This window comes from endosymbiont of Galathealinum brachiosum, from assembly GCA_003349885.1.
In the GTDB taxonomy this organism is placed as follows: Bacteria; Pseudomonadota; Gammaproteobacteria; order SZUA-229; family SZUA-229; genus SZUA-229.
In genome coordinates, this window is record QFXC01000003.1 from 84,556 (window position 1) to 99,718 (window position 15,163).

General features: G+C 39.5%; 13 protein-coding genes. 11 read left to right on the forward strand and 2 right to left on the reverse strand.

Annotation, left to right across the window (positions count from 1 at the left end):
* Positions 1–93 precede the first annotated feature (93 nt).
* Together DIZ80_01790 and DIZ80_01795 are read right to left on the reverse strand one after the other, a co-directional pair.
* On the reverse strand, positions 94–306 hold the full coding sequence (locus DIZ80_01790; protein RDH85683.1) for a hypothetical protein: 213 nt from the start codon (positions 304–306) through the stop codon (positions 94–96).
* Positions 307–324: 18 nt separating this feature from the next.
* The gene (locus DIZ80_01795; protein ID RDH85684.1) at positions 325–1,242 is read right to left on the reverse strand and encodes a LysR family transcriptional regulator; all 918 of its coding nucleotides are present in this window, start codon (positions 1,240–1,242) and stop codon (positions 325–327) included.
* 167 nt (positions 1,243–1,409) lie between these two features.
* On the opposite strand from DIZ80_01795, the gene DIZ80_01800 reads away from it, so the two are divergent.
* The 11 genes from DIZ80_01800 to DIZ80_01850 all read left to right on the forward strand — a co-directional run bounded on the left by DIZ80_01800 (position 1,410) and on the right by DIZ80_01850 (position 15,156).
* Entirely contained in the window at positions 1,410–2,792 is a 1,383-nt protein-coding gene (locus DIZ80_01800) for a ribulose 1,5-bisphosphate carboxylase (protein RDH85685.1), read from the forward strand.
* 211 nt (positions 2,793–3,003) lie between these two features.
* Positions 3,004–3,813, forward strand: coding sequence for an AAA family ATPase (locus tag DIZ80_01805; GenBank protein RDH85686.1), 810 nt, complete (start codon positions 3,004–3,006; stop codon positions 3,811–3,813).
* Positions 3,814–4,094: 281 nt separating this feature from the next.
* Positions 4,095–6,359: a hypothetical protein gene (locus tag DIZ80_01810; protein ID RDH85687.1), complete on the forward strand. Its 2,265-nt coding sequence runs from the start codon at positions 4,095–4,097 to the stop codon at positions 6,357–6,359.
* Positions 6,360–6,367: 8 nt separating this feature from the next.
* Complete coding sequence (locus tag DIZ80_01815) at positions 6,368–6,811, forward strand: hypothetical protein (protein ID RDH85688.1); 444 nt, start codon at positions 6,368–6,370, stop codon at positions 6,809–6,811.
* 36 nt (positions 6,812–6,847) lie between these two features.
* Entirely contained in the window at positions 6,848–7,141 is a 294-nt protein-coding gene (locus tag DIZ80_01820; protein ID RDH85689.1) for a hypothetical protein, read from the forward strand.
* A gap of 421 nt (positions 7,142–7,562) precedes the next feature.
* Positions 7,563–8,159 (forward strand): DNA-binding protein, encoded by a 597-nt coding sequence (locus DIZ80_01825; protein ID RDH85690.1) that lies wholly within the window; start codon positions 7,563–7,565, stop codon positions 8,157–8,159.
* A gap of 89 nt (positions 8,160–8,248) precedes the next feature.
* Complete coding sequence (locus DIZ80_01830; protein RDH85691.1) at positions 8,249–8,572, forward strand: hypothetical protein; 324 nt, start codon at positions 8,249–8,251, stop codon at positions 8,570–8,572.
* A complete protein-coding gene (locus DIZ80_01835; protein ID RDH85692.1) occupies positions 8,562–10,772 on the forward strand; it encodes a chemotaxis protein CheA in 2,211 nt (736 codons plus the stop codon). The genes DIZ80_01830 and DIZ80_01835 overlap by 11 nt, the downstream gene beginning before the upstream one ends.
* 22 nt (positions 10,773–10,794) lie before the next feature.
* On the forward strand, positions 10,795–12,810 hold the full coding sequence (locus tag DIZ80_01840) for a hypothetical protein (GenBank protein RDH85693.1): 2,016 nt from the start codon (positions 10,795–10,797) through the stop codon (positions 12,808–12,810).
* 60 nt (positions 12,811–12,870) lie between these two features.
* Complete coding sequence (locus tag DIZ80_01845) at positions 12,871–14,574, forward strand: methyl-accepting chemotaxis protein (protein ID RDH85694.1); 1,704 nt, start codon at positions 12,871–12,873, stop codon at positions 14,572–14,574.
* 48 nt (positions 14,575–14,622) lie between these two features.
* Positions 14,623–15,156 carry a chemotaxis protein CheW gene (locus DIZ80_01850; GenBank protein RDH85754.1) on the forward strand — a complete coding sequence of 178 codons (534 nt, stop codon included), beginning with the start codon at positions 14,623–14,625 and terminating at the stop codon, positions 15,154–15,156.
* Positions 15,157–15,163: the final 7 nt, after the last annotated feature.

Below are 15,163 nucleotides of genomic sequence, written 5' to 3' on the forward strand. Positions count from 1 at the left end.
GCCAGTGTTATAAGCAGGGCGCTCTTCAAAGGTGCATAGGTAATATATAGGTGTGAAACAGGCCTTTTGCAATGAACTTCAAGGCTACTGTCTTTATGTTTTGGTTTTATTCAAATGAATAAGTTTAAGTGTTTCTTCTAGTGCAAGTTGCTTAAAAAAACGGGGGGCGGAGTCAAAATAATTTATTTTAATGCTGGTTTTGAATATGTAGGGTATTACTATGATTGCGACTTCAAAATTAGTATTGAGAGTCAGGGCTCGTTTCGTATTGCTTGTGATATCGTCAGCTAAAGCTAATTCATACAAAGAACGTTTCTTTATAATTCAAGATTCAGGTAAACGAATGAATTTAACCGCTTCATCTAATACAAACTGCTTAAATTCCTGAGCCACCGGTGACAGGCGCTTTCCGCTACGTTGAACAATGTGCCAGTGACGTTGAATAGGGAAGTCTGTTACGTTAAGGATCGCGAGACGTTGGGTTTCCAGCTCTAGTTCTAATGTATGTATCGATACCAGTCCCAAACCCAGACCCGCTTCAACCGCCTGTTTAATGGCTTCATTTGAACTCATCTCTATACCAGTGTGAAAACTAACTTGATGTTCATCAAAGAAACGTTGAATAGCACCTCGAGTACCTGAGCCGCTTTCACGTACTACGAAATGTTCATCTTCAAAGCGTTCTAAAGGTATATTTTGCTCAGTAACAAGAGGGTGATTGGGAGGGGCGATAATAACTAATGGGTTTACCATAAAAGCTTCTGATTCAACCTCAACGCCTTCAGGTGGCTGTCCCATTATAACGAGGTCAGGTTCGTTGTTAGCTAACTGCTCTTGTAAGCTTTTACGGTTGGTGATGTCCAGGCTGATGGTGACATCTTTGTAACGTTGTGAAAATGCGGCGAGTAGGCGAGTAGCAAAGTGGCTAGCGGTGGTGGCAACAGATATAGCCAACTTACCACTGCTGCCTCCTTTTAGTTCTTCTAATACAATTTCTGCCTCATCTAACAGGTGTCCGATACTCTGGCTATAGGCAAAGATTTCTCGGCCCGCGTCGGTAAGATGCATTTTTTTACCTATTTGCTCAAATAAAGGAAGCCCAACAACCTCCTCTAACTGTTTGATTTGCATAGAAACACCGGGTTGGCTGAGGTGTAATTCCTTAGCGGCACGGGTATAACTTAAATGCCGCGCAGCGGATTCAAATACTTTCAGTTGTCGAAATGTGAGATTGAGAGCCATATGTGACAATTTGTGATTAATGTATAAGTATTAGCTTATCATAATAATCAAAAACTTTGAGTGTTATCTATGGTTACTAGGTTTTATAGTGGCCGTCCCTGATGAAAGGGGCTTAAATTTTAAGTCGCTGGAAGCAGCCCGAATTTTAAATAACTGAGGAGATCTAAATGGATCAGTCAGCACGTTATGCAGACCTAAGTCTGGATGAAGCAACACTTATAGCCGACGGCGGCCACATGTTAGTGGCTTACACTATGACACCAATGCCTGGTTTTGGTGGATATTTAGAAACTGCAGCTCACTTTGCAGCTGAATCATCTACTGGTACTAACGTTGAAGTATCTACTACAGATGACTTCACTAAAGGCCTTGATGCAATGGTATATGAGATTGATGAAGCTAAAGGCATCATGAAAATCGCATATCCTAATGACCTGTTTGATCGTAACGTTATTGATGGCCGTTCAATGGTTGTATCTTTCCTTACACTTGCTATTGGTAATAACCAGGGCATGGGTGATGTGCAATGTGCACAGATGATCGATTTCTACGTTCCTAAAGCAATGCTTAATTCTTTCGATGGTCCTTCAGTAGATATCACTGATATGTGGAATATCTTAGATCGTCCACGTGAAAACGGTGGTTACATCGCAGGTACTATCATCAAGCCTAAGCTTGGTTTACGTCCAGAGCCTTTTGCTGAAGCTGCATACCAGTTCTGGTTAGGTGGCGATTTCATCAAAAATGATGAACCTCAAGGTAACCAGGTTTTCTGCCCAATGAAAAAGGTTATTCCTTTAGTTTCTGATGCAATGAAACGTGCACAGGACGAAACTGGCGAAGCTAAAATCTTCTCTGCAAACATCACTGCAGACGATCACCACGAAATGTGTGCTCGTGCTGACTACATCTTAGAAACTTTCGGTTCAAATGCTCACGCAGTTGCATTCTTAGTTGACGGTTATGTTGGTGGCCCAGGTATGGTTACAACTGCACGTCGTAACTACCCTGGTCAGTATTTACATTATCATCGTGCTGGTCACGGTGCGGTCACTTCTCCTTCATCTGTACGTGGTTACACTGCATTTGTTCTTGCTAAGCTTTCTCGTCTTATGGGTGCGTCTGGTATCCATGTAGGTACAATGGGCTTCGGTAAAATGGAAGGTGGTTCAGACGATCGTAATATCGCATACATGATCGAACAAGATAGTGCTGATGGTCCGGTTTATCACCAGGAATGGCACGGTATGAAGCCAACTACGCCAATTATCTCTGGTGGTATGAACGCGTTACGTCTACCTGGTTTCTTCGAAAACTTAGGTCACGGCAACGTAATCAACACTTCTGGTGGTGGTTCTTACGGTCACATCGATTCTCCTGCAGCAGGTGCTAAGTCTTTACGTCAAGCATTTGAATGTTGGAAAGCTGGCGCTGACCCAATCGAATTCGCTAAAGAGCATAACGAATTTGCTCGTGCATTCGAGTCATTCCCTGGCGATGCAGATTCATTGTTCCCAGGTTGGAGAGACAAGCTAGGCGTTCACAAGTAAGAATAATTGGTGTATTTGTCGCTCTTTGCCATCCTCGGCGCCGCGACAACCCGTTCTTCGTGAACATAAAAAGACCCTCGCCACTTCGGTGGGGGTTTTTTTTCTCTAAAATAAACGAAACTCGTTTATAAACGTAAAAGCATTTAATTAATAATTGTTTTTACCTTTATTTTCGTAAAAGAATTTAGCACTAAATTTAGGAAACCATGCCATGACTGACGTAGATATCGAACAATATAAAGTAAAAGAAGAGCCATTTTACGGTGCTCAGGATGATGAGGTTGAGCTTTATGAAGCGGCTTATGAAGCGCGCTTGCCTGTAATGATTAAAGGTCCAACCGGTTGTGGTAAGTCTCGTTTTATTGAGCACATGGCATGGAAATTAGGTAAACCTTTAATTACTGTTGCCTGTAATGAAGATATGACGGCTTCTGATTTAGTCGGCCGTTATTTGTTAGATGCTAACGGTACACGTTGGTTAGATGGCCCGTTAACAACAGCTGCCCGTATTGGTGCAATTTGTTACCTTGATGAAATTGTTGAAGCACGTCAGGATACTACGGTTGTAATTCACCCATTAACTGACCATCGTCGCCAGCTTCCTTTAGATAAAAAAGGTGAGTTAATTGATGCGCACCCTGATTTCCAGTTAGTTATTTCATATAACCCGGGTTACCAGAGTTTGATGAAAGATCTAAAACAGTCTACAAAACAGCGTTTTACGGGTCTTGATTTTGATTACCCTGATACAGCTACAGAAGCAGGTATTGTAGAAAAAGAATCTGGTTGCGATGCAGAAACAGCTGCTAAATTAGTAAAAATTGCACACACTGCGCGTAACCTTAAAGGTCATGGTTTAGATGAAGGTATCTCAACTCGTTTATTAGTTTACGGAGCAACTTTAATGAGTAAAGGTATCGAAGCGAAAGCGGCATGCCGTATGGCAATGGTTCGTCCGATTACAGATGATTCTGATATTCGCAGTACATTAGATCACTCTATTGATAGTATTTTTGGTTAAAAAGATAAAAGCTTTTTGCTGTAAATAAACGCAAAATTCACAAATTTTGCTGATTAGATTGGTAAAAAGTTAAAACGTCATTCCCGAATGCTTGTGTCGGGAGTCTAGCGACTTTACTGTACTTAGGGTCACTGGTTCCCCGGCACAGGTATTACTTCGGGCTCCTGCTCTTCGCTTCACGGCCAGGCAGAGTCTGTTTAAATCTTTCCAGAAGATTTAATCGGGGATGAAAAATATAATTAACTGAATTGTATTTACTCGCATGTTATGCGGAAAAAACTATGACTGATATTGATATACAAAAATACCGTAGCAAGCTGAAATGTAATTTCGAGCAAATTGAAGAATGCTTTGACGATTACACTAACGATGCTTTACGTAATTTAAGTGAAGATGGCGTAGAAAAATATTTTGAAGGTGCTTCACGGGTTTGCATGATAGGCCGTGGCTGGGAGCCGGTTAGTATTTATCTGGAAGAAATGCCGGGTATTTCAAATAGTCTGGGTGAATCTGCTTTAGAACTTGTATCTCAATCTGTCTGGGATATGTCACGCACACCCAACGGTAATTCTATTCCGCCATTTATGCAGTGTTTACCAGAAGCGGCACGTCGTTTAGGTTCGCTTGAACAGATGGAGCATTTCCTGAAAATTATTTTTGATTTTATGGAAAGCACAACCGGTTCAATTCACGGTCATCATACTACTTTTGCAAGCCCGGGTTTACCTGAGTTATTAAAACAATCCCCGTATCTTTTAAATCAGTTATCACTCGAAGGTTTAAAAAACTGGGTTGAGTATGGTGCGCGTAATTACAATAATCATCCAGAGCGTCAAATAGATTATTTCAGTCTGCAATCAGCCGATAGTAGAGCCATGTTACAACGTGAGCGTCACGGCACATTGTTTATGGATAATCAGCGTCAGCTGGATATGTATCTACGCGGTATGTGGGAAGATGAATCATACTTTGTGCCTTATTCATTAGGTTTCGATGAGTTACGTAAACCTGTACCTTATTATGATAATTTAGGTATTCGTGTTCCTGATGTATATGATGATTTCGTTAGCGACTTAGGTGCTGTTTCGGGGCTTGACCGTTACCGTGTCACTATTGCTCACATTGCTGCTCACAGACGTTGGACTGATGTATTAATTGCAGATAACTTTAGCCCGTTTCAGCGTATTGCTATTGAGCATTTAGAAGACTCTCGCGTTGAGTATTTAATGCTTAAAGAATATCCGGGTTTGCGTAAGTATTTGTTAGCGCTTCACCCAAAACCTGTAGAAGGTGATTGTGATACGGAAAAAGAATCCTGTGTTCGCCATCGTTTAGCGATGTTGTCGCGCTCTATTCTCGATGAAGATCATGGTTACACAAATGAGCATGTTTTAGAATTTAGAAAACGTTTCTTTGATGTAGTTGAAAAAGACGGTGGCACTACAAAAGCTATGGTTGATATTGGCATCACCTTTACAACCCGGACGCGTTTACAAAGTGATCAGTTACCACATATTCGTTTTGAAAATACCGAAGTGGATTATCGTGATGATAATCGACACATGTGGGTGTTTATTGAAGAAAATGATGAAGCTGAAGATTACGAAAATAAGCAACAAAAGAAATCGGAAGAACTGGAAAATGAAGGTTTACCACCACGTCATTATCCAGAGTGGGATTACAATACTTCATCATTTAAACCAGACTGGGTAAGCCTGTACGAATCAATTCACCCGTCTGCTAATTCATCTGATATTGATAAAATTTTAGATAAACATGCGGCATTGGCAAAATTGTTAAAACTGATTCTCGATAAATTAAAACCCCAGCGTTTTGTGCGAGTGCGTTATCAGGAAGAGGGCAGTGAGTTAGATTTAGATATAGCGATACGTTCTCTAATTGATTACAAATGTGGTTCGCAACCTGATCCGCGAATAAACATGAGCCATAAACATGATGGTCGTGATATTGCGGTTATGATTTTACTGGATTTATCAGCGTCATTAAATGATAAACCGGATGGGTCAGATCAAACTATTTTACAACTAAGTCAGGAAGCGGTTTCATTATTAGCCTGGACAATTGATCAGTTAGGCGATAAATATGCGATCGCCGGTTTCCATTCTGATACCCGCCATAATGTGCGTTATTACCATCTAAAAGGTTATAGCGAAAAGTTTGATGACACGGTAAAAGGCAGGCTGGCGGCAATGGATGCGGGTTACTCTACTCGTATGGGCGCGGCTATTCGTCATGCCGGGCACTATCTGGAAGCTCAAACAGCTGAAAAAAAGCTTATGCTTATACTCACTGATGGTGAGCCAGCTGATATTGATGTTGAAGATTCTAAGTACCTGATTACAGATACTAAAAAAGCGGTTGATGAGCTTTCATCAAGAGGCATGAATAGTTATTGCATTAGTTTGGATAGAAAAGCAGATGATTATATTCAGGATATTTTTGGCGTGGGTGGTTATACTATAATTGATCATGTGGAAAAGTTGCCTGAAAAACTGCCACTATTATTTGCTTCACTTACCTCTTAAGAAGTCATATGAGTAACCTTGTAAAAGCCAGTGTTGTTTTTTGTTATAAAGGTAAGACGCATTCAGCTTCTATTACCATTGAGCTTGATGAGTATCTGCAGGTAAGTGACACGCTGCCAGAGCTATACCCCATTATTGCTAAAGCTAATAATTATGACCTGTATTCATATGAGTTTGAAATGATGCAGGCGCAAAGTATTGTTTTTAGCGAAGCAACGGGGCTGGTTGCTGAGTTTATAACAGATGGTCTGTTAGATATTGAGGCTTTTGTTCAGGCATGGAAAGATTTACGGTGTATGGATGCATTAGTGAAAATTGCCGATGATGTCTTGTCTGTAGATGATTTAGAAAAAAACCTTGATCTTAAACGGGCATTGTTGGAAGCTTACAGGTTGGGGCAGGCAAGTTGTGTTAGTGAGTCATCGGCTACTGATCCATTATTAGAGTTATAATATAAAACTCATTCTTCCATATTTTTTGAGATTACTGTGAAAAAAACATTCAAATTAACCAGTGAAAAAATCAAACCTGAGCGTCAGGTTGATGCCGTAAAGCATGAGATTAAAAAATATCTCAAGCGCGAACGCAAAAGAGATTTGGGTGAAGGTGTAGATTATCTGGATTTTGATTGCAAGTTCGGTGCTGATGAAGCGAATAGTGAAGTGATTCATCTGGCTGAAATCAATAAATCGATTGACTGGGCTGTAGCTGAAAATCTTGAATCGTTTTATCTTGAAGTGATCGCTAAACCCGGTTATCGAAATAAACAACCACAAGTATGAGCCTTTCTGGTTCATATGCTTCTATCAAAAAGTTTTCTTTAAAATTCAGTTAAATGTTGTGTCTAGTTTCTTTTAGTGCTTGAGGCATAATCAAGGTTTTCTCTTCTTTTTAGTTTTAGCCACTTTGAATGATCTAATTCATAATTTAATTCATCGGTTCCCGATGAAAGCTAATCTTCATTAGTTTTCAGTCACTTAGCCCCATTTTTTCTTTTACACCACAAAAAACATTAGCTTTAAAGCCTACCTTTCATCCGATTTGAGCGATTTGAGCGATTTAAAACTTGAATAATCACTTAAAAGTCCTATTATCGTACTTATAGTAATTAAATCGCTCAAAACGATCATTACGCAAATATCGCTAAAAGCATGAATGTAAGTAATTGATTTGGTCGTTATTTGGTATATCGAGGAAAAGGCTGTGACAGATAGCATAAAAGGTAAAACATATTTAACCCCTAGTGAAGTGGCTGATTTGTTGATGGTGTCTTCGGCTGCGATAAGAAGATGGGCTGCGTTGGGTGAATTAAAAGCATTAACTACACCGGGTGGGCATAGACGGTTTTTACCTGAGCATGTTAAAGAATTTGCAAAAAGCAGGAATATAGTAATAGACCAGAATGAGAACGAGATAGAGCAAGGCATAAGGGTTCTGGTTGTAGATGATGATAAGCAGTTTTCTGGTTATTTAATGAAAATGTTAGGTCGCTATCCTGGAAAGCTGTTACCTGAACTGGCTGAAAATGGTTTTGAAGCAGGTATTAAAGTACATGATTTTAATCCAGATGTGGTTCTACTTGATTTGATGATGCCTGGAATGGATGGTTTTCAGGTGTGTGAGCAATTAAAAAGTGATGATCAAACACAAGACGTACGTGTAATAGCGATGACCGGTTATCCATCAGCATCAAATACCAAAAATATTCTTCAGGCAGGTGCAGAAGTATGTTTACCAAAGCCGATTAACAGAAAGGTGTTGTTAAAACATCTTGGTTTGAAATTGACAGAATCAGCTTAATGTTAAATACAGTTTATTGATGGTTTGTAGCCATAATTTGAAAATTATAACTACAATTAATTAGCTTTATTAAAGATAGGAGACATCACATGAGTCAGCAGGATCAGCAAGCCGTTAACTGGAAGGCCGGCATTGAATGCACCGTGTATCAGGTGAGTCAGCTAGAAAATGAAATTTCAAATTTGATGCTTCTTAAAAAACCGATGATATTTGATTTATCAAAAGTAGAAGAATTTGATGCCAGCTTTATTCAATTGCTCCTGGCCGCTCAGCTGCAGGCAAAAAAAGACAACCTACAATTATCAGTTGAAGGCGCATCTGAAGCGTTAATTGAACTGGTTAACGGCATTTATTGTCAGCCTGCATTATCCGGCTTGCCTGAAATCAGCGAGGAGTCTGATCATGTCTCTTGATGAAAACACACAAATATTTGTAACTGAAAGTCATGAGTTACTAGAGGATATGGAGTCAGCTTTACTTGATCTTGAGCGTTCACCTAACGATGCAGATTTAATAAACCGTGTATTTAGAGCCGCTCATACTATCAAAGGTTCTTCAGGGTTATTTGGCTTTGATCATATTGTTGAATTTACACATGTAGCAGAAAATTTACTCGATGATGTACGTAATTGCCTGGTGCCTGTATCAGGTGATTTGATTAGTTTATTTATGAGAGTAAAAGATCATATCTCATTATTAATTCAGAGCGTTGTTGATGACTCTGAAGTCAATCAGGAGGAAAACAAGGCTTTACTTGAAATGCTTAATGCATTTAAAGCGGGTTCTGGTGATGCAACGGGTGTTGTTTGTGAAAATAATGCAAACGATTCTGATGCGGGTGAAGACCCCGATGAAGATGTTAAAGGTAAAGTAAAAAGTGAAGACTGGCATATTTCAATACGTTTAGGTATCGATACCTTTCGTCAGGGTTTTAATCCCCAGGTAATGTTTAATCAGATTAAAGAACTAGGTGAAATTAAAAAGGCCAGATTAGTCACTGAAGTTATACCGTTATTAAATGATGTTAATTCAGAAAGCTGTTTTATGGGCTGGGAAATTATACTTACTTCAAGTGAAGATAAAAATACTATCTCTGAAGTATTTGAGTTTTTTGATGACGCCAAAATTGATATCTTACCGCCAAAATCTCATATTAATGATTATAAGGAAATGATTAAAAATTTACCTGATGATGATCTAGTGATTGGGCAGATTTTAGTAGAGATAGGTGCATTAACAGAAAATGAACTGCAGCAAGCGCTAAATCAGCAAAAAGAAGAGGGCGGTTTAACCGGTGATATTCTGATTGAGCAGGGATCAATACAGCCTGAAGTGGTTGATACTGTTGTTGAAAAACAGAAAAAAATACGTAATGAAAAACAGCGAGAGTTAAGTTTTGTTCGAGTTGACTCCGAAAAACTGGATGTACTGGTTACGCTTGTGGGTGAGCTGGTAATTAGTGGCGCAAAAGTATCACAAATGGCAGAGCACAGGGAAGACGATGAGTTAATAGAGTCTATGGAAGAGATGATGACAACGCTTGAAGAAATGCGTGAATCCGCTTTAGGTTTACGAATGGTTCCTATTGCCAATACGTTAAATCGATTTAATCGAGTTGTACGTGATATTTCAAAAGATTTAAATAAGAAAATTCGTCTTGAAATAACAGGTGGTGAAACAGAGCTTGATAAAACAGTTATTGAGAGAATAGGTGATCCGTTAACTCATTTAATTCGAAACTCAATGGATCACGGAATCGAATTACCTGCAGAACGAGTACTGGCGGGAAAAGAAGAAGAAGGCGTGATACACCTTAAGGCCTTTCATGAAACCGGCACAATAGTAATAGAGGTGATAGATAACGGTAAAGGCCTTGATGCAGAGAAACTGTTTTCTCTTGCCAAAGAACGTGGCCTGGTTAAAGAAGGTGATGATCTATCAGATAAAGAAATTTATAACCTGATATTTGAACCGGGTTTCTCAACAGCAAAAACAGTCAGCAATATCTCTGGTAGAGGGGTTGGCATGGACGTTGTAAGGCGAAATATAGAGGCGCTACGCGGTAGTGTTGCAATTAATTCTGAAAAAAATATAGGTACAACAATCTCAATTCGTTTGCCCTTAACGCTTGCAATTATTGACGGCTTCCATGTTCGGGTTGCTGATGAGTCATTCATTATTCCTCTTGATATGATCGATGAATGTGTAACCCTGACAGAAGATCAAAAAGAAGAAGTTAAATCGCATAATTATATTAATTTACGTGAAGAAGTATTACCGCTTATTCGAATGGATGACTACCTTGGTATTCAAAATAGCCATGCCAAAACATCACGTATAAATGTTGTTGTTGTTCAGTTTGCGGGTAAAAAATTAGGTTTACTTGTTGACGAGCTCGATGGTGAAGCTCAGGCAGTAATCAAACCACTTGGACGCGTTTTCCAGGGGGTAAGAGGATTTGCCGGTTTTACTATTCTGGGTAGTGGACAGCTAGCATTGATTATGGATATTCCAGATCTTGTTAAATCGGCAATACAACGAGAAAAGACAGAGCATAAAAATCAATATCGCCCCCAAGAAGATATAGAAGTTACTAAACCATTAATACACTAAAGTTAAATTTGAGGGTACGGCCATGAATATTATTAATAATCTCAATATAAGAAACAAGTTTATCTTGATGTTGGTGTTTCCAATTGTCGGCTTGTTATATTTCTCTATTGTTGAAATTATTGCAGAGTATAAAGTCCTTTCTGAAATGGAAAAAATAGAAAGTTTATCTGCCTACGCCGTTAGAGCGAGTAATCTGGTGCATGAATTGCAGAAAGAACGGGGTATGACAGCGGGTTATATTGGTTCAGCAGGTAAAAAGTTTTCTGTAAAACTACCGTCTCAACGTTTAAATACGGATAAAAAGCTCGCTGAGTTGAAAACATATCTAGGTCAGCATGATGTTAAAAGCTATGGTGGCGAGAGCCTGGCTCAGGCTGTTAATGCGTTATTGAATGATCTGAACCAGTTGCAGGATAAGCGAGCTGCAGTTACTAATTTAGATATTAAACTTAAAAGTGCAATTAGTTTTTACACTGGGTTAAATAAGAAAACCCTTGAATCTGTTGAAATGATTGCAAGTATCAGTACAAATTCTGAAATATCAAGATTGTCTTCAGCTTACGTTAATTTTCTGCAGAGTAAAGAGCGTGCGGGTATTGAGCGAGCTGTTCTTTCCGGAACATTTGCAGCTGGAAAATTTACCTCAGGAATGTATGAAAAGTTTTTACAGCTGGTTGTAGAGCAGGATACATATATGAATGTATTTAAGTCTTTTGCAAATGCTGGCCAGTTAACATTTATTGATGATGTAATGAAAGGTAAGGCTGTAGATGATGTTACTCGTTATCGTGGTATTGCTAGAGATGCTCAACTGCGCATTAATGGATTTAATGAAGATGCAGGTGAGTGGTTTAAAGCAGCAACAGGGCGTATTAACCTGCTTAAGTCAGCTGAAGATCACTTTGCAAAAGATATGAGTGGTCGTGCAGATGAGTTGTACGCGGCTGCAAATGCAAACTTTATGTCTGCCCTGACGGTGGCGATAGTGGTAACGGTTATAACATTTATATTTACCTTTATTATTATGCGAGGCGTATCCAGTGCATTGAAAGACGCGCTTATCAGAATGAAAGATATTGCGGAAGGTGAAGGTGACCTTACTCAACGTATCGAAATTAAATCCACAGATGAAATCGGTCAGTTGTGTTCAGCGGCTAATGCTTTTATTGAAAAAATTCATGGTGTGATCAGTAATGTTAAAAGCAGTGCGACAGGGTTAAGCGATGCAGCCAATCAGGTTAGCAGCGCTTCACAGAATTTATCCAGTGGTTCATCAGAACAGGCTGCCAGTGTTGAGGAGACGTCTTCTTCTCTTGAGGAAATGAGCGCAACAGTTAATCAGAATGCGGATAATGCAAAACAAACGGAAGCGATGGCAACAACGGCTTCCGGTCAGGCAGATGAAGGTGGTACACAGGTTGCTGAAACGGTTGTGGCAATGAAAGATATAGCAGAAAAAATTGCCATTATCGAAGACATTGCATACCAGACTAATCTTCTGGCACTTAATGCCGCTATTGAAGCTGCACGTGCAGGTGATCATGGTAAAGGTTTTGCAGTCGTTGCCTCTGAAGTTCGTAAGCTGGCAGGTCGAAGTGAGTCTGCTGCAGGTGAAATTAGTTCACTTGCTAAGAGCAGCGTTGCGGTAGCGGAAGGCGCAGGGCATTTGCTTGAAGAAATAGTACCCAGTATTAAGAAAACTGCGGATCTTGTGCAGGAAATTAGTGCCTCTTCTGAAGAGCAGGCAGCGGGTATAGGTGAAGTAAATGGTGCTATGGGACAGCTTGATACGGTGACCCAGAATAATGCAGCACTTGCTGAAGAATTATCGGCAACAGCAGAAGAAATGAGCGCGCAAACTCAGGCGCTGAGCGACATGATGAGTTTCTTTACGGTAAGTGATGATGCAGGAATGACTACACCGGTGACCGTATATGACGATAGAAGTCAAACGCCGGTATCTACTCCATCTAATGTTAGACCTCAGGCTAGCTTTGATAGCTCTGAGAGCATACCGGACGGATTTCAGCGTTATTAATAAAATATGATCTGTTTATAAATTGAAGTAATTTTAAGGCCCCCTTAAAGGAGATAAATTATGTTTAACAATGTAACAATAAAAGCAAAGATAATTATGTTGAGTACCTTTTTAACCATTGTAGGAATGGTCATAGGTGTGTATGCAATAGTTTCCGTCTCTAAAGTATCACAGGAAATAGATGATGTTGCTAATCTCGATATGCCATTAACTGAAATGGTTACTAAAGTTGTAGAGCATCAGCTTGAGCAGGCAGTTTATTTTGAACGTGCATTACGCTTTGGCGAGCAGGTAGGCTCTGAAGATCATGCGGCTGAGAATTTAAAACACTCCATTGCTCAATTTGACAAAATTAATAAAAAAATAAAAGAGGAATTTAAACAGCTTGAAGAGAAGTTAGGTGAGGCAATTGAAAACAGTCACACTGAAATGGATAGAAAAGAATTTGAGAAGCTTTTAGATGAGGTGACGGCGGTTGATAAGAAGCATCATCATTATGAGCAGCAAGTTCATGAAGCTTTCTCTTTAGTAAAGTCGCGTCATTTTCATGAAGCAAATGTAATCGCGGAAGAGATTGAAAAAGAACAGGATGAGTTAAGCCATGAAGTTGAAGCTGTATTAACTGAAATCGGAAAATTTACTCATAACGCTTTATTGAGAATAAGTGAAGAAGAGCATGAAATGATACGGGTTATCATTATCATTGTTGTTTTGACTACCATATTTTCAGCGGTGCTTAGTTTATTGGTAATCAGGTCTATAGCTAATCCTTTACAGGCAGCTCTAACTCGAATGATTGATATATCACAGGGTGAAGGCGATTTAACTGCACGTATTGAAGTCAATAATAAAGATGAAGTTGGTCATTTATCTCTTGCGATTAATGATTTTATAGAAAAAATTCACGGTGTAATAAGTAATGTTAAAACCAGTGCTGATGGATTGGCGGATGCTGCTAATCAGGTAAGTGACTCATCACAAAGTCTTGCAAGTGGCTCATCTGAACAGGCAGCGAGCGTTGAGGAAACTTCTTCATCACTTGAGGAAATGAGCGCAACGGTTAATCAAAATGCAGATAATGCTAAACAGACTGAGAATATGGCTGTAGATGCATCTAATAAAGCAGAAAAAGGTGGTGAGGCTGTTACTAAAACAGTGACTGCAATGAAAGATATTGCGGGAAAAATTGCCATTATTGAGGATATTGCTTACCAGACTAATTTGCTTGCCTTAAATGCAGCGATTGAAGCAGCCAGAGCAGGTGAACATGGAAAAGGATTTGCTGTTGTTGCTTCCGAAGTACGTAAACTGGCGGGAAGAAGTGAAACTGCTGCAGGAGAGATAAGTGGTCTGGCAAATTCAAGTGTGTCAGTTGCTGAATCTGCTGGAAATTTACTGGAAGACATTGTGCCAAGTACTAAAAAGACTGCTGATCTCGTACAGGAAATATCAGCTTCATCAGAAGAGCAGGCAAGTGGTATAAGCGAAGTAAATGGTGCAATTGGACAATTAGACACAGTTACCCAGAATAATGCGGCTATTGCAGAAGAGCTATCAGCAACCGCTGAAGAAATGAGCTCACAGACACAGGCGCTTCAAGATATGATGAGTTTCTTTACTGTGCATGAAGATAGTAATGCCGGTGATTTTTTAATGGCTAATAAAGCTATGCAGCAAAAAAATAGTGCAGTAGTTAATAGTTCTTCTGTGGCACAGGATAATGTTTCTAATGAAGATATTCCTGAAGGTTTTGAGCGTCATTAGACGATTTTGTATTTTAAAAGAATAGCTGAAAATCAGATAGGTGATGATATGGTAGAAACAACAGATAGTATTGACCTGGATAGCACCGAAGACGCCAGTCAATTTTTAACATTTAAACTGTCAGGTGAAGAGCTTGCGGTGCCAATAATGCAGGTGAAGGAAATTATTGAATACGATGAACTCACCAATGTGCCAATGGTGCCCGAGTTTATTGCAGGCGCCATTAACCTGCGCGGAAGCGTTGTTCCGGTCGTTAATCTGGCTATTAAATTTGGACTGGAGCCGTGTGAAATAACACGTCGTACCTGTGTCATTATAATGGAAATTGATATAGACGGTGAACATTCTGTAATGGGCATGCTTGTTGATAAAGTACTGCAGGTTATAGATATAGCTGATGAAAATATAGACCCAGCGCCATCATTTGGTGCACAGATTAGAACAGATTTTATTCGTGGTATGGCGAAGCTGGAAGATCGATTCATTATTATTCTGGCTATAAATAAAGTCTTGTCTGTTGAAGAAATTGCGGTTGTTGGAAATATTAATGACGATGGCTCTTCTGAAGTAACTGTGGATTGATATTAGA